The 14,761-nt window shown below is 64.9% G+C and carries 14 protein-coding genes; 4 read left to right on the plus strand and 10 right to left on the minus strand.

Features of this window, described 5'->3' with window-relative positions; genetic code table 11:
- Nucleotides 1–27 precede the first annotated feature (27 nt).
- Both ACL58G_RS30880 and ggt read left to right on the plus strand, forming a co-directional pair.
- Complete coding sequence (locus ACL58G_RS30880) at nucleotides 28–432, plus strand: hypothetical protein (protein WP_440964323.1); 405 nt, start codon at nucleotides 28–30, stop codon at nucleotides 430–432.
- Entirely contained in the window at nucleotides 429–2,192 is a 1,764-nt protein-coding gene (gene ggt, locus ACL58G_RS30885; protein WP_440964325.1) for a gamma-glutamyltransferase, read from the plus strand. The genes ACL58G_RS30880 and ggt overlap by 4 nt, the downstream gene beginning before the upstream one ends.
- Here the strand turns inward: ggt and ACL58G_RS30890 are convergent, their stop codons facing one another.
- The 7 genes from ACL58G_RS30890 to ACL58G_RS30920 all read right to left on the minus strand — a co-directional run bounded on the left by ACL58G_RS30890 (nucleotide 2,193) and on the right by ACL58G_RS30920 (nucleotide 8,190).
- Entirely contained in the window at nucleotides 2,193–3,620 is a 1,428-nt protein-coding gene (locus ACL58G_RS30890; RefSeq protein WP_440964327.1) for a hypothetical protein, read from the minus strand.
- Nucleotides 3,617–4,489, minus strand: coding sequence for an ABC transporter ATP-binding protein (locus ACL58G_RS30895; protein ID WP_440964329.1), 873 nt, complete (start codon nucleotides 4,487–4,489; stop codon nucleotides 3,617–3,619). Before ACL58G_RS30895 ends, ACL58G_RS30890 begins: the two co-directional genes overlap by 4 nt.
- Nucleotides 4,486–4,878: a GntR family transcriptional regulator gene (locus ACL58G_RS30900; RefSeq protein ID WP_440964331.1), complete on the minus strand. Its 393-nt coding sequence runs from the start codon at nucleotides 4,876–4,878 to the stop codon at nucleotides 4,486–4,488. Before ACL58G_RS30900 ends, ACL58G_RS30895 begins: the two co-directional genes overlap by 4 nt.
- Before the next feature lie 173 nt (nucleotides 4,879–5,051).
- The gene (locus tag ACL58G_RS30905; protein WP_413386867.1) at nucleotides 5,052–5,633 is read right to left on the minus strand and encodes a TerD family protein; all 582 of its coding nucleotides are present in this window, start codon (nucleotides 5,631–5,633) and stop codon (nucleotides 5,052–5,054) included.
- Between the two features lie 20 nt (nucleotides 5,634–5,653).
- The gene (locus ACL58G_RS30910; RefSeq protein ID WP_413386865.1) at nucleotides 5,654–6,349 is read right to left on the minus strand and encodes a TIGR00266 family protein; all 696 of its coding nucleotides are present in this window, start codon (nucleotides 6,347–6,349) and stop codon (nucleotides 5,654–5,656) included.
- Nucleotides 6,350–6,380: 31 nt separating this feature from the next.
- The gene (locus ACL58G_RS30915; protein WP_413386864.1) at nucleotides 6,381–6,956 is read right to left on the minus strand and encodes a TerD family protein; all 576 of its coding nucleotides are present in this window, start codon (nucleotides 6,954–6,956) and stop codon (nucleotides 6,381–6,383) included.
- A gap of 163 nt (nucleotides 6,957–7,119) precedes the next feature.
- Complete coding sequence (locus ACL58G_RS30920) at nucleotides 7,120–8,190, minus strand: DUF475 domain-containing protein (protein WP_440964334.1); 1,071 nt, start codon at nucleotides 8,188–8,190, stop codon at nucleotides 7,120–7,122.
- Nucleotides 8,191–8,312: 122 nt separating this feature from the next.
- On the opposite strand from ACL58G_RS30920, the gene ACL58G_RS30925 reads away from it, so the two are divergent.
- Together ACL58G_RS30925 and ACL58G_RS30930 are read left to right on the plus strand one after the other, a co-directional pair.
- Nucleotides 8,313–9,227: a LysR family transcriptional regulator gene (locus ACL58G_RS30925; protein WP_440964336.1), complete on the plus strand. Its 915-nt coding sequence runs from the start codon at nucleotides 8,313–8,315 to the stop codon at nucleotides 9,225–9,227.
- 48 nt (nucleotides 9,228–9,275) lie between these two features.
- Nucleotides 9,276–10,622 (plus strand): hemolysin family protein, encoded by a 1,347-nt coding sequence (locus ACL58G_RS30930; RefSeq protein ID WP_413386861.1) that lies wholly within the window; start codon nucleotides 9,276–9,278, stop codon nucleotides 10,620–10,622.
- On the opposite strand, the gene ACL58G_RS30935 is transcribed toward ACL58G_RS30930, so the two are convergent.
- The 3 genes from ACL58G_RS30935 to ACL58G_RS30945 all read right to left on the minus strand — a co-directional run bounded on the left by ACL58G_RS30935 (nucleotide 10,576) and on the right by ACL58G_RS30945 (nucleotide 14,734).
- Nucleotides 10,576–12,645, minus strand: a complete 2,070-nt coding sequence (locus ACL58G_RS30935; protein WP_440964339.1) for an acyltransferase family protein — start codon at nucleotides 12,643–12,645, stop codon at nucleotides 10,576–10,578. The genes ACL58G_RS30930 and ACL58G_RS30935 overlap by 47 nt on opposite strands.
- 156 nt (nucleotides 12,646–12,801) lie before the next feature.
- Entirely contained in the window at nucleotides 12,802–13,506 is a 705-nt protein-coding gene (locus ACL58G_RS30940) for an IS1595 family transposase (RefSeq protein WP_440964341.1), read from the minus strand.
- A 403-nt stretch (nucleotides 13,507–13,909) separates the two neighbouring features.
- On the minus strand, nucleotides 13,910–14,734 hold the full coding sequence (locus tag ACL58G_RS30945) for an AraC family transcriptional regulator (RefSeq protein ID WP_440964343.1): 825 nt from the start codon (nucleotides 14,732–14,734) through the stop codon (nucleotides 13,910–13,912).
- Nucleotides 14,735–14,761: the final 27 nt, after the last annotated feature.

Consider the following 14,761-nt stretch of genomic DNA (forward strand, 5'->3'; position numbering starts at 1 on the left):
GGTTTCACACCAACAACCGGACGCCCAATGAAACTGCCGTCCCTGGCCGCCCTCGCGGCGGCCGCGTCGATGCCGATCCTGGCCGGCTGCGCCTCCCCTCCGCCGCAGGACGCCGTGTACCCGCTCCGGCCCGAGCAAAGCGTCGTCCTCGCGCGCGGCGCCGTGCTCACGTACGACAGTTACAGCGACAGCCGCTGTCCCGCGAACACGCGCTGCGTCTGGGCCGGACGGCTGATTTTCCGCTTCCTCATCGACGGCCCGAACGGCGCCGAAGAATTCACGCTCGGTCCCGACCAGCCGACGGCCACGCCCGCGGCGCTGCACGGGGCCCGCGTCACGCTCGACACGTCCGCGATCCCGCCCGCGCGCGCGGCCGGCACGCTGCGCCCCAGCGACATCATTCCCGTCACGCTCAAGATCTCCGCCAAATGACCACGTCGACCACTTCCGCCAAAACCCTCGCCTGCGGCCTGATCCTCTCCATCGTCCTGACACCGCCGCTCGCGCTGGCCAAGACTCCGGTCGCGACGGGCACCGGCGGTGCCGTCGCCACGATCAGCGAAAAGGCGTCGGCCTCCGCGCTCGCGATCCTCAACAAGGGCGGCAATGCCATCGACGCGGCCGTCGCGGCGGCGGCCACGCTGGGCGTCACCGATCCGTTCAGCTGCGGCATCGGCGGCGGCGGCTTCATGGTCGTGTACCTCGCCAAGGACAAGCGTGTCGTCACCATCGACCACCGCGAGGCGGCGCCCGCGTCGTTCAGTCCTTCCGTCTTCCAGGAGAACGGCAAGGCGATCGATTTCGACACGGCCGTCGCCAGCGGCGCATCGGTCGGCGTACCGGGCACCGTGCGCGGCTGGCACGAGGCGCTGGAGCGCTACGGCACGATGTCGTTCAAGCAGGTGCTGGCGCCCGCGATCCAGGTCGCGACGAAGGGCTTCCCCGTCAGCGACACGATGCACGGCCTGATCGTCGAGAACGAGAAAAAATTCGGCATGTTCGAGACGACGAGCAAGCTGTATCTCAGGAACGGCAAGGCCCTGCCGGCCGGCACCGTCGTCAAGAACCCGGACCTCGCCAGGGCCTACCGCGAGCTGGCGGCGAAAGGCTACAAGGTGTTCTACGAAGGCCCGCTGGCGCAGGCCGTCGTCGCCGCGGTCAATCGCCCGCCCGTCACGGCGGGCGTCCAGGTCCGCCCCGGCACGATGAGCCTCGCGGACATGGCCAACTACGAGGCGCGCATCCGCCAGCCGATCCGCTCCACCTACCGCGGCTACGACATCTACGGCATGCCGCCGCCCAGCAGCGGCGGCGTGACGGTGGCCGAGGCCCTCAACATCCTCGAAGGCTTCGACCTGAAGTCGATGCCGCGCGCGAACGTCGAACACCTGTACCTGGAAGCGAGCCGCCTCGCTTTTGCCGACCGCAACGCCTTCCTCGGCGACCCGGAATATGTCGACGCGCCCATCGAAGGCGTGCTGTCGAAGCAGTTCGCGGCGCAGCGCCGCTCTCTGATCCGGCCGGACCGCGCGGCGGGCGTCGTCCCCGCCGGCGACGCGTTCCTGTACGAGAACGACCAGAGCTTCCCCCTGCGTCCGCAGCAGAACCTGATCATGAAAGAAGGCACGCACACGACGCACCTGACGGTGTCGGACAAATGGGGCAACGTCGTGGCCTACACGTTCACGATCGAGTCGTGGGGCGGCAGCGGCATCGTCGTGCCGGGCTACGGCTTCCTGCTGAATAACGAGATGACCGACTTCGATTTCACGGGGCCGGCGCCGAACATTCCCGAAGCCGGCAAGCGCCCGCGCAGCAGCATGGCGCCGACGATCGCCTTCAAGGACGGCAAGCCCGCCTTTACCATCGGCAGCCCGGGCGGCGCGACGATCATCACGACGGTGCTGCAGACGATCGTCAACTACATCGACCTCGGCATGACGATGGACCAGGCCATCGACGCGCCCCGCCTATCGCAGCGCAACGCGAAAGAGACCTCGGTCGAACCGGGTTTTACGGACACCCCGCAGGCCCAGGCGCTGGAACAGTTCGGCCACAAGTGGGAAGCGAAGCCCGAGGAGATCGGCGCCGCCAACGCGATCGTGTTCAATCCCGACGGCACCGTGACCGCGGTCAGCGAAGGCCACCGCCACGGCATTGGCACGGCGCTCGTGCAGAAGCGCGGGCACTGATCACCCCAGCCGGCCTGCCGGGAAGGCCGGCGGCGCGGCGAGCATGCGCTTCCAGTCGAGCCGCAGTTGCACGAGGCAGACGGCCAGCGAGAGTTCGATCAGCCACGGCCAGGCCGTGGTGCCGGTCAGCTTGCCGAGGGCCACGGCCACGAGCGCCTGCACGAGGGCGTACGCGCCAGCGCGCAGGCCCAGGGCCAGGTTCCAGCCGCCGCGGACGCTCGCGTAATCGCCCAGCAGTCCCATCATCGCCACCTGCCCGGCCAGGCTGCACAGGCCGAGCTGGCGCAGCAGCCCATCCGGTCCCATGCCTGCCATGAACGACGCGCCCGTCAAGGCTGCCGTCAACAACATCCACACCGCGAGCGCCTGACGCAGCAGCCGCGTGGCGAGGCGCCGGTTCAGCAGCGCGGCATTGCCGGCCAGCGGCGTCAGGCGCAGCAAGGCCTGCTCGCCCTGCGTGCGGCGCAGCTGCTGGCCATACTGGGCCGTGCTGAATGCGACGACGAGCGCCATCATGGCCGGCCCGGCGTCCAGTAACACGCCGGCGAACGATTGCGCCGCCGCGCCGCGCGGCACGGCCAGCACGATGTGCACGACGACGCTGACGACCATGACCACGACGATGGCGCCGCCCCAGGAAGTCCAGTGCGCCATCGGTCCCAGCGCATGCATCAGCATCGTGCCCGGATCGGCGCGCCGGCGCTCGCAACGCAGCGCGACGCGGTACAACGACAAGTTGCCTTGCCACGCCATACCGTCGGGCATGGGCTGTCGTTGTTCCGTACGGAAGGCGAAGTGGTTCAGGCGCCTGATCTGGTCGCCGCGCCGCGCCAGGAAAGCGTCGCCGCCGGCCGGATACATCCAGCGCAGGCCCCACACCGCGGCGGGCAGGACCAGGATGCTCATGACCCAGAAGGCGGCGTTGCCCGTCATCCCTTCCACCCACGCGGGCGGCAGTATGAAGTGCACCAGCCACGGTCCGTTGCCGCCCAACACGAGCAAGACCACGACGTACTTGTTCCCCGCCATCATCAACGCCAGGCACAGCGTGCCGAGCGCGACGATCGGCAGCACGGCCCAGTTGCCGAGGCCGTACGCAATGCCGAGCGTGGCGATGCACAAGTACGCGGCCGTCATCTGCAGCAGGCGGCGGCGCTGGCGCGGCAGCAGCCATGCGTTCATGGGCGAATTCAGGCGGATGGAACCGGGTACGAACAGGAAGGTCCAGATGAACGCCAACGCCATGAAGACGACGGCGATGGCAAAGCGCAGCGCCTGCAAGGGAGACAGGTCGCCCAGCACGGCCACGATGATGCCGCATGAGGCGATGGCGCCGGCCACCAGATAAACGCCGCGCAGCGACCCCGGTTCGCGCTGCGCCGCCGCCGCGCGCCAGATCGCCCGACAATCCTGCAGCGCGGCGTTCATTGCGTCACCTCGATGAACAGGTCTTCCAGCGTCAGCGGTTCCACGCGCACGCCCGGCTCGCGCGCGAGGCGCGCGACGTCGTCGCCCTGCGCCTGCACGATCACGCTCGTCATGCCCCCCTCGTGGCGCCGCCGCACCTCCCCCGCCAGCGGCGCACCGGGCAACGTGGCGGCCGGCACGACGACGCGGCGCGCGCCTTCCAGCAGCGCATCCGTCTGGCCCTGCAGCGCGATGCGGCCATCTTTCAAGAACGCGAGGTCGAACGCGACGCGCTCCAGGTCGGACAGGATGTGCGTGGAGAACACGACGCTCGTCCCCCGCTCGATCACCTGGTCGACCAGCTCGCGCAGGAATTCGCGCCGACCGACGGGGTCGAGCGCGGACACGGGTTCGTCGAGGATCAGCAGTTCCGGCTCGTGCGCCAGCGCGCGGATGATGGCCAGTTTCTGCTGCTCGCCGCCGGACAGGCGCTTGATCGGCTTGTTGCGCAGCTCGGGGCCGAAGTCCCAGCGCGACAGCAGACCGTCGACCTTGCCGGTGTTCCAGCGCGGGTACATCGCGCGGAAGTAATCGAACATCTGCACGGGCGTCAGCCAGTCGAACAGGTCGGTGCGCTGCGGGACATAGCCGATGCGGCCCCGTGCGTCGTCCGACAGCCTCGCCACGTCTTCGCCGAACAGCGCAACGCTGCCGGCGTCGGCCTCGCGCAATCCGAGCATGCATTCGAGCAGCGTGGACTTGCCGGCGCCGTTGCGGCCCAGCAGGCCGACCACCTGGCCGGGTGCGATCTGCCAGTCGAGATCGGCAAGCACCCGCTGGCTGCCGAAATACTTGCTGACCGAGGACATGCGAACGATGGCGGCACTCATTTTGTTTCCTTCAGAATAGTTGCGAACAGGGACAGGACGGTTTCTGGATCGAGCTCGAGCTGGCGCGCCTCGACGGCGGCACGCTCGAGCGTGGGACGGAGCAGATCGGCGCGGTCGGCCGGCTGCGTGGATGCGGACTCGGCGACCACCATGCCGAGGCCGCGGCGGCGCGCCAGCACGCCTTCCATCTCCAGCAGGCTGTAGGCCTTGGAGACGGTCATCGGATTGAGCGCCAGCGCCTGCGCGATCTCGCGCACGGACGGCATCTCGTCGCCGGGACGAAGCTGGCCGCTGGCGGACAGGCGGCGCACCTGCTCGACGAGCTGGCGGTAGATCGGTTCGGACGAGCCGGTCGCGATCGAAAACAGGTTGGCGGTGTGTGCGGGCATGGTGTCTACTGTATTAATTGAGTAATACAGTACGCCCGAGGCGTATCGCCGTCAAGCGATATTTACAAAAAAAGACGGCTCCACGAGGGAGCCGTTAAAGGGCGTGGGCGCCAAGCCGCCCACGTTGGATCTGCGGACGGAGACTGGTCCGCAGGGACGACAAAAAAATTACATCAGAGGTGCGGGACGATCAGCGGCATCAGGTCGTCGAAGGTGCGGCCAGTGCCGTTCTCGCCGATCGCATGCATCTTCCACTCGCCGTTATGGCGGTACAGCTTGGCCATGATCTGGGCCGTGTGCGAACCCTGCACCGACAGGTCGTAGCGCGCGATTTCCTTGCCGTTGCTCGTGTCGAACAGGCGGCAGAACGCGTTCTGGACCGTCGAAAAATTCTGGCCCGTGAAGCTGTTGACGGTGAAGACGAGCGACCTCACGTTCTCCGGCACCGTGCGCAGGTCGACGACGATCTGTTCGTCGTCGCCGTCGCCGGCCCCCGTGCGGTTGTCGCCGGTGTGCGTGATGCTGCCGTCACGGCTTTTCAGCTGGCGGAACCAGACCACGTCGACCGGGCGGTTCGATTCGTCGAACATCACGACCGACGCGTCGAGGTCGACCGCCTGGCTCTTCGCGCCGAAGCCGAAGAAACCGCCGGACTTCGCGACGTCCCAGCCGAGGCCCATCGTCACGCGGGACAGGGCGCCGCCGGCTTCCTTCTCCAGCGAGATCTTCTGGCCCTTCTGCAGATTGACTGCCATAGCTAATACTCCTTTGATTGTCAGCGTCCGGGCGCCTGCATCCACGCCTTGAACGTGGCGCGATTGCGCGAACAGACATAAATCTTGCCGCGACCGGAGAAGCGCAGGACGAGGCCCTCGCCGCTGGTCTGGCTGTTGATCAGGTTACCCAGGAAGCCGCCGCTGGTGCCGGTCGTGATCGAGACCTCGTAGTGCAGGGTGCTGTCCCAGGCGACGACGTGCGAGTTGTCGATGATCGCGTCCTTGCCCGGTTCCACATCGAGCACGTTCATCGAGCCGAAGCCGGAGACGACCACCTGGCCGCTGCCCGACGTCTCGGTCACGAAGAAGCCGCCGCTCTGGGCGAACAACGCGTTGCCGAGACTCTGGGTGCGCACGCGCAGGTCGACGCCGGAACTGGCCGCGACGAACGCGCCGTCGCTGATGATGAACTGGTTCGGGCCGCAGTCGACCACCTGCATCGCGCCCGGCAACGTGGGAGACAGCAGGCAGTCGCCGTCGCCGCGGGTCGCTTCGATGTGCTGCTGGAAGAACGACTCGCCGTTGGCGAAGGTGCGCATCAGCGCGCTGCCCAGGCCACCCTTCATCTTGCCCTTGAGGTCGAGAGTCGATTCCATCATGACCATCGCATCCGATTCGCAGTAGATGGTCTCACCGCGCTTCAGCGATACATGCAGGAAGGGATCGACGTCCCCGGTCACGGTAAACACTGGCATTTCTAGCTTCCTTTCAGGCCGGCGTTTTAAATTAGACGCTCACGCCATAGTTCTTGGCGAGGGGGCCGAGGCCGCCGTTGAAACCCTGGCCCACTGCGCGGAACTTCCAGTCCGCGCCGTTACGATACACCTCGCCGAAGATCATGGCCGATTCGGTCGAACCGTCTTCGGACAGGTCGTAGCGGGCGATCTCGCTGTTGTTGGCCGCGTTGATGCAGCGGATGAACGCCTTGCCGACCATGCCGAAATTCTGGCGGCGCGTATCGCCCTCGTGGATCGTCACGGCCAGCACGATGCGGTCGACGTCGGCCGGGACTTTCGTGAGGTCGATGTTGAGGGTCTCGTCATCGCCTTCGCCGGCGCCGGTGCGGTTGTCGCCCGAGTGGGTCACCGAGCCGTCGGACGACTTGGCGTTGTTGTAGAAGATGAAGTCGGCATCCGAGCGGACCTTGCCCGACTGGTTCAGCAGGAACGCGACGCCGTCCAGGTCGAACGCGGCGCCATCGGTGGCGCGCACGTCCCAGCCGAGGCCCAGTTTGAGGCTGGACAGGCCCGGTGCTTCCTTCGACAGGTTGACGTTACCGCCTTTTTGCAAGCTGATTGCCATGATGATTCTCCTTCGTTTTGATGTGAACACCCTGGTTGCCACATGCGGTGAACTGGTGTTCTGCCGTTCGCCGCGTATTCTTTTCGTAGGGTGGGCGGCCTCCGCCCACGCGGGCGTTTGCGTATCGCCTGCTTCCGCGTGGGCACGGGGTGCCCGCCCTACGTCATTCCACTGCTGCTAACTCTTTACGATCCAATCCCAACGCTTCCTGCTTCTTGCGATACCGGATCGACGACCACACCGAGGCACCGATGAAGGCGACACCCGCCAGGCCCGTGACCAGTTCCGGCACGTGGAACTTCATACTCGCCAGCATGATCAAGGCCAGGATGCCGATCGCGTAGTGAGCGCCATGCTCCAGGTACACGAACTGGTCGAGCGTGCCCTTTTCCACCAGGTACACCGTCAGCGAACGCACGAACATCGCACCGATCGCCAGGCCCAGCATGATGATCACGACGTCGTTGGTGATGGCGAACGCGCCGATCACGCCGTCGAAGCTGAACGATGCATCCAGCACTTCCAGGTACAGGAAGCCGCCGATACCGCCGCGCTTGACCATCTCGCCGACGTCGCCGCCACCCTCTTCCGACTTCTCGAGCAGGTTCGACAGCACGTCCACGCCGACGTAGATCAGGATGCCCCACAGGCCCGAGATCAGCACGACCATCTTCTGGGCTTCCGGCACCAGCGACAGACTGGCCATCAGCGCGCCGATCGAGATCATCACGGCGATCGACGACACCTTGCCGAGCGAGCCGAGCTTGGCTTCGAAGTGGCCGAGCCAGTGGTGTTCCTTCTCTTCATCGAACAGGAAGTTCAGGAAGACCAGCAGCAGGAACATGCCGCCGAATGCCGCCACTTCCGCGTGGTGGTTCGTCAGGTGCATCGAGTACTGCTTCGGATCCTGCAAGGCCATGTTCCACACGTCCATCAGGCCCAGGTCGGCCGCCACCGCGACGATCACAAGCGGGAACAGCAGGCGCATACCGAACACGGCGATGATGATGCCGACGCCCAGGAACAGCTTTTTCCAGAACGCGTCCCAGGTCTTCAGCACGGAGGCGTTGACCACCGCGTTGTCGAACGACAGCGAGACTTCCATGACCGCGAGAATCGCGGCGATACCCATCGCCGTCAGCGCGCCGGCCACGCCGGCATGCTCGTAGCCCCACCATGCCGAGCCCAGCAGGCACAGCGCCGTGACGATGAATGACACCCTAAAATGCTTCATTCTTATGTCCCTTCTTGGGATATGTGTTGTTGACAAGGCGCAGTGTAGAGGCGATGATCCAAGCGAAAAAGCGAAGATAACAAGAGAATCACTTCGAAAAAACCTGCGTTATTCACGTGATAATGAAATCCGACATCAATTTCCGCCACCTGTACTACTTCTGGGTCGTGGCCAACGAAGGGGGCATCACCCGTGCCGCCGAACGGCTGGGCCTCGCCGTGCAGACGGTCAGTTCGCAATTGACGCTGCTCGAGCAATCGTTGGGCAAGACGCTGTTCGCGCAGCAGGGCCGGCGCCTCGTGCTGACGGAAGCGGGCCGGCTGGCGCTGGGCTATGCCGACCAGATCTTCCTGCTGGGCGAGCAGATGCAGGAGGCGCTGAACGAGTTCGACAGCGGCCGCACGCGTCTCACGGTGGGCATCTCGGACTCGCTGCCGAAGCTGTCGGCCTACCGCATGCTGGAAGCCGTCACGCGCATGGACCGCCCCGTGCGCATCGTCTGCTACGAAGACCAGTTCGAGGCGCTGCTGGCCGACCTCGCGCTGCACAAGCTGGACGTCGTGCTGACCGACCGTGAAGTGCGCGCCGGCGCGACCCTGAAAGTGTTCAGCCACCAGCTGTTCGACAGCGAGATGGTGGTCGTGGGCACGCCCGCGCTCGCGCAGCGCTACGGCGGCGCGGACGACGAGTTCCCGAAGAATCTGAACGGCGCGCCGTTCCTGCTGCCGGCACGTAATAATGCCCTGCGCGGCAAGATCGACGAGTGGTTCGTACAGCACCACGTGCGGCCGGACGTGGTCGGGGAGTTCGAGGACAACGCGCTGCTCAACACGTTCGGCCGGCGCGGCCTGGGCCTGTTCTTCGCGCCGGCCGCGCTGGCGGACGATGTCGCCGAGCAGTTCGGCGCCGTGCGGGTCGGGCTTGTTCCGACGGTGCGCGAACAGTTCTACATGATCTCGAGCGACCGCAAGATCATGCACCCGGCGGTCGAGGCCATCCTGGCGGGATCGCGAAAAGCGACGCACCCGGCGGCCTGACCGTTACAATGCAGCTCGGCTTTTGCCTTTCGAGTAAACATACCTTCTATGCAAAACGTATTGCTCGTCGTTCTCTCGCTGCTGCTGGTGGCGCTGAACGGCTTCTTCGTGGCGGCCGAATTCGGCATCGTCACCCTGCGCAAGACCCGCGTGCGCGCCATCGCCAAAACGGGCGGCCTGCGCGGACGCATCCTCTACAAGGTCCACAGCCAGCTCGACGCCTATCTGTCCGCGTGCCAGCTGGGCATCACGCTCGCGTCGCTGGGCCTGGGCTGGGTCGGCGAACCCGCGTTCGCGAACCTGCTGGAACCCGTGTTCTCGCTGCTCGGCGTCACGAGCCCGCAGATCATCCACGGCGTGTCGTTCGTCGTGGCGTTCAGCGTGATCTCGTTCCTGCACATCGTCGTGGGCGAGCTGGCGCCGAAGTCGCTGGCGATCCGCGTGCCGGAAGCCGTGGGCCTGTGGAGCGCCGTGCCGCTGTACGGCTTCTACTGGTCGATGTATCCGGCCATCTGGCTGCTGAACGAAAGCGCCAACCTCGTGCTGCGCGTCGCGGGCCTCTCGGGCGTGGGCGGCCACGAAACGCATTACTCGAACGACGAACTCAAACTGATCCTGCGCACCAACACGGGCACGCCGGCCGAACGCTTCACGCACGACGAGCGCCACATCCTCGCGCAGTCGCTGGAGTTCGCCCAGCACACGGTGGCGGACCTCATGCGCCCCATTAACGAGGTGAGCGCGCTGTACGCGAGCCGCTCGCTCGAGCAGAACCTCGACACGATGCGCCGCAACCGCTTTTCGCGCTACCCGTATTTCGACGAGGACGGCGAGGAAGTGCTGGGCGTGATCCACCTGAAGGACCTGTTTTTCGCCGAGCAGTCCGGTAAGGACGTCGATGACCTGACGGATTACCTGCGTCCCGTCGACCTGATCTCGGCGCGCACGCCGGCCATCGAGCTGTTCCGCCGGTTCCGCAGCGGCGCCCCGCACTTCGCGCTGATCGGAGAGAAAGGCAAGCGTCCGGTCGGCTTCATCACGCTGGACAACCTGCTGGGCGCCATCGTCGGCGAAATCCGCGACGAGTTCCGCCTCAACGAAAACGACTGGCTGCCGCAGGGCGACGGCACCTACATCGGCAAGGCGAGCCTGCCGATCGTCTCGCTCGAACGCGTGCTCGGCATCGACATCGACAACGAAGAGATGGGGCTCGATGAAGTCGAATCCGTCGGCGGGCTGTTGATGGCCAAGCTGGGGGATATTCCCAAGCAGGGGCAGCGCATCGAATTCCCGAAATTCGACGTCGTCGTCAAGAAGACCAACGGGCCGCGCATCCTGCTCGTCAAAGTCATTCCGCAGCTGGAGCGGGGGGCGGATGAAGACGATCTGGACTGAGAGAAGCAGTTCCTGACCTGTTCGCGTCGAGGAATGCGTTGAGATCTTTGCCGATCAGCCCCGCGGCATAGTCCGATATGTGGTCCGTATGGCCGTACAGGAAACGGCCGTCCTTGCGCATGCCGCAATAACCGGTCACGCCGTCGCACAGATATTTCGCCGTCTCGAACAGCGCCACGTCGTCGGTAAATACTGCGCGCACATCCTCCAGGACGGAACGGTATTTCTGCGACAACTGCAGTTGCCGATCCAGCGAAATCCTGCAGTTCTCATTTTCTGCGACAAACAGCTTGTTCACGACAGGAATCGACGTGATGCGGCCAAGGCAATCCTCCGGATGGGCCAATGTCGGGTTGTCGACGACCAGCACGACTTTCTTGCGGGCGCGAACGATCTTTTCGACGGTGTTACGCAAGCCTGCCGCGACCGCATCGCGATTGTTACTCGTAGGCAGGTCTTCGATGGTGTAGTCGTGCTCCAGCGAAAACATTGCGCGCGCGGATGTCGCAATGACGACTACCCGGATGTCCGGATTCGCCACCGCCGCGTTCACCATGGACGCTGCAACAGTCCGGTAGGGATTGAAGATACGGTTGTCGGACAAGATCGGCACGGAACCGCCGCCGGGTCCGTTATCGCCGATCAGGAGCCAGCGCCCCGCGGCGCTCGAGGTACGTACGACGCCGGGCCACAGCGCGCCTGCCTTGCTGTCGCCCAGCAACGCGTACGTGACGGGGCCGCGCGGATCCTTGAAGCAGCCGAAGAACAAGGCTTTGTCGGTCTCGCTCAATCCACAATCGTGCACGAGTTCCACGCCCGGACCGCCGTCGTTGCCGGTAGCGATCGAAGTATTGATCTTCACGACCTCGCGGAAAGCGAGCCCGTACCTGACAAACGTGTCGTAGCCCACCACCCCGACGACCGGCATCAGGGCCACCAGCGCTGCCACCTTGAACCCGGCGCGGCGGCGGCCCAGCCGTACGGGCCTTTCGACCAGCCGGTAAGTCAGCCAGGCAAGGACGATGGACACCAGCACGATCGCGCCGCGCACCGGAGCAGCCGGCACTTTGCTGTGGAGAATTCGGGCATACGTCAGCAATGGCCAATGCCAAAGGTACAGCGGAAAACTGATCAGCCCGATCCATACCGCGATCCGGTTCGACAGGATCACGCGATTGACCCAGGCGCCAGGACCCGCGAAGATCAGCAGCACCGCGCTCAGTACGGGGACGAGCGCCCATTTGCCTGGAAAGCCGAGGCGTTTGTCGATGTGCCAGAAACCGAATGCCAGCAGCAGGGCCGCAACGACGGACATGGTGCTGGACCATCGTTCCAGCCGAGGCGCGTTCGCGGCCGTGAAGTTGGGCTTGTACAGCGTCACCCAGGCGAGAATACTTCCCAGCATCAGCTCCCAGAAACGCGTTTGCGGCGAATAGAAATCCGCAATGGCGTCTACCTTGACCTGGTGCAGATTCAAGCCGAAGGACAACAGGGCAACCAGTATGCCGATACTGAGCAGGTCAAGGCGTACGCGGTAGGAGAACCACAGCAACAGTGGCCAGAAGATGTAGAACTGCTCCTCGACACCCAGGCTCCACAGGTGCAGTAGCGGCTTGGTGTCGGCCGTGTTATCGAAATAACCGGATTCGCTCCATAGCACGAGGTTGGAAACGAAGCCGGCGCCGCCGGCGATATGCTTGCCGAGTTGCATGTATTCGTCGCCCAGCAGGGAAAACCAGCCGAACGCGTAACAGGACACCAGGACGAGCAGCAGCGCCGGGAAAATGCGCTTGACGCGACGGAGATAAAACTCGGTAAAACTGAATGTCCCGCGGTCGAGGTTTTCATAGATAATCGTCGAGATCAAATAACCCGATATCACGAAAAACACGTCGACGCCGATGAATCCGCCTTTGATCCATTCCGGGAAGGCGTGGAAGGCGACCACCGACAGGACCGCGACGGCGCGCAAACCGTCGATGTCGCGCCGGTACTTGGGATGCGAAAGGTGAGGGAGTGACATGTTTGCGGCCGCGCGAGCGACAATTAACAATGCAAACCATCCAGCAAAGCAGGTAGCCTAGCCGGAAAAGTCACTGATATTCACGACGTGCATCAATCGACGCCGAGTGACGTCTTTTTGTAGGCTGTGTTCGCGATGATTCGGTAACCCGCTCGCCTAGCCGAGCTGGACCGCAGCGCACAGCAGATGAGCCGGCTTCGTGAGCCGACGATCGTCCAGCATGCGCTGCCATCCCGAGTAATGGATCAGGTAGCGGCTCGCCACGCCGCGGAACCGCACCAGCCAGCTCTTGAAGCGGCTGTGCCAGCTATTCACGTTTTGAATGTGAATCGCGCCGCGCGCCCGGATGCCCGCTTTCACGTTCACCGCTTCATGCGTGATGCCGGCCTGCTCCGCGAAATGCCGATATACGATGGCGCCGTCGGTGATCAAGAGGACGTCGTCCGGCAGCACGGGTTTGAGGTACTCATGCAATTGCGCCACCGTCACCTGGCCGCGCCCCGTATGAAAATCGAGCGTACGGCCACTGCGGTCGCGCGCGATGAGCAGGCAATCGTGTTCCCGGTTGATACCCCGCCGCTTGGCCACGCCACCCCGCTTTCGCGGCGGCCGCGCGAGATTCCGTGCCCCCTTCTGCGATTCGAGCCGATACGTCTCGTCGACTTCGACGATGGCCGACAGCGTTGCCGGCCGGTCGCGCATGGCACCGGGCACGAACCGGTGGCGCCATCGAAAACTGGTCGTACGATGCACACCGACGACTTGCGCGGCATCACGCACCGTGCGCGATTCGAGCAAGCATTGCAGATACGGCAGCCAGAGCTCCTTCTTGCGCAGCCGCGCCAGCGGCGTTCCGGTCAATGCGTTGTGGCTGCGCCCACATGTGAGGCAACGGAAGCGCTGCAGTCCGCTTGCCTGGCCGCAGCGGTGCTTGCGGGCGCAGCCGCAGTGCGGACACGGCCGGCCCGCCGCCGCCTGCTCGATCAGGGCAATGCACTCGGCCGGATCCGCGATGCCGCCGATCCATTCCCGTAGCCGGGCCAGGTCGTTCTGGCGACAACTGCACCGCCAGCAACATGGCGAACAATTCGTCGAACGTCAGGCCGCGCATCGCCACTCCTCATGAGTTAACTCGACGATGCGTATGACCTCTGCAACGAATTACAGTTCACATAACTAGCGCGAACACAGCCTTTTTTGTATTAGCTACGCATCGGCGGTACGGGATGCGGCGCTGGACACTGCTCCATGCGTCTTGAACAGGTCACGCGCCGAGCGCCTGCCGCGCTTCCTCGCGATACCGCCCCGGCGACTTGCCCACGAGCCGCCGGAAATCCGACGTGAAGTGCGCCTGGTCGAAATACCCGAGCCCCTGCGCCAGCGCGGCCAGGTCGACGTCCGCGCCTTGCGCCAGGCGATCCGCCGCCTCGTGCAACCGAAACCGCCGGATCACCCATTTCGGGCTCACGCCCACGTACTCGCTGAACAGCTGCTGCAGGCTGCGCACGCTCATGCCCGCCGTCGCGGCCAGCGCCTCCACCTGCGTCAATCCGGGCATCGATTCCACCGCGCGCAGGATCGCGGCGATCCGGTCGACCTGCGGATCGGGTGCCGGCAGTACGGAGCGCAGCAGCGCCCCCGCCGCCTCGATCATCGCGGCATCGTCCGTCGTATTCAAAACCGCATTCTGCGCGGTCCCCTCGTCCCACGGGAATACGTCGCCGAGCACCAGCACCTTGTCCGTGATCGTGTGCAGCGGCCGGCCGAGAAACGCGCGAAAAGCGCCCGCCCGGAAACGCAGCCCGCAGACCTTCCCCGCGTCCTTCAATTCGTAATCGAACGAGCCCGTCGTCAGGCCCCAGATGCCCGTGCGGGCGCGGTCGAACACGATGTGCACGCACGGGTACGGCAAGGTGCGCTGCGTGTGCGGCGGGCGGCCCTGCAAGTCCCACTCGACGATCCAGTAATGATCGAGGAACGGCGCCAGATCCGGCGGCGGCAGGTAGCGGCCGAGCCGGAACATCTTGCCGGCGAGCGCCGGCGCGACGACGCCCTTGGCGCGGTCGGTGACGGTGGGAAGATGGCTCATCGGGGCATTCTAGCATTCGCGTTTTTC

Origin of the sequence: Massilia sp. GER05, assembly GCF_052056005.1 — a bacterium.
In the GTDB taxonomy this organism is placed as follows: Bacteria; Pseudomonadota; Gammaproteobacteria; order Burkholderiales; family Burkholderiaceae_D; genus Telluria; species Telluria orientalis.

Bases quoted from the DNA above. Each gene is read 5' to 3' on its own strand.
- ACL58G_RS30880 (WP_440964323.1), top strand. From the start codon at position 28: ATGAAACTGCCGTCCCTGGCCGCCCTCGCGGCGGCCGCGTCGATGCCG.
- ggt (WP_440964325.1), top strand. From the start codon at position 429: ATGACCACGTCGACCACTTCCGCCAAAACCCTCGCCTGCGGCCTGATC.
- ACL58G_RS30890 (WP_440964327.1), bottom strand. From the start codon at position 3,620: ATGAACGCCGCGCTGCAGGATTGTCGGGCGATCTGGCGCGCGGCGGCG.
- ACL58G_RS30895 (WP_440964329.1), bottom strand. From the start codon at position 4,489: ATGAGTGCCGCCATCGTTCGCATGTCCTCGGTCAGCAAGTATTTCGGC.
- ACL58G_RS30900 (WP_440964331.1), bottom strand. From the start codon at position 4,878: ATGCCCGCACACACCGCCAACCTGTTTTCGATCGCGACCGGCTCGTCC.
- ACL58G_RS30905 (WP_413386867.1), bottom strand. From the start codon at position 5,633: ATGGCAGTCAATCTGCAGAAGGGCCAGAAGATCTCGCTGGAGAAGGAA.
- ACL58G_RS30910 (WP_413386865.1), bottom strand. From the start codon at position 6,349: ATGCCAGTGTTTACCGTGACCGGGGACGTCGATCCCTTCCTGCATGTA.
- ACL58G_RS30915 (WP_413386864.1), bottom strand. From the start codon at position 6,956: ATGGCAATCAGCTTGCAAAAAGGCGGTAACGTCAACCTGTCGAAGGAA.
- ACL58G_RS30920 (WP_440964334.1), bottom strand. From the start codon at position 8,190: ATGAAGCATTTTAGGGTGTCATTCATCGTCACGGCGCTGTGCCTGCTG.
- ACL58G_RS30925 (WP_440964336.1), top strand. From the start codon at position 8,313: ATGAAATCCGACATCAATTTCCGCCACCTGTACTACTTCTGGGTCGTG.
- ACL58G_RS30930 (WP_413386861.1), top strand. From the start codon at position 9,276: ATGCAAAACGTATTGCTCGTCGTTCTCTCGCTGCTGCTGGTGGCGCTG.
- ACL58G_RS30935 (WP_440964339.1), bottom strand. From the start codon at position 12,645: ATGTCACTCCCTCACCTTTCGCATCCCAAGTACCGGCGCGACATCGAC.
- ACL58G_RS30945 (WP_440964343.1), bottom strand. From the start codon at position 14,734: ATGAGCCATCTTCCCACCGTCACCGACCGCGCCAAGGGCGTCGTCGCG.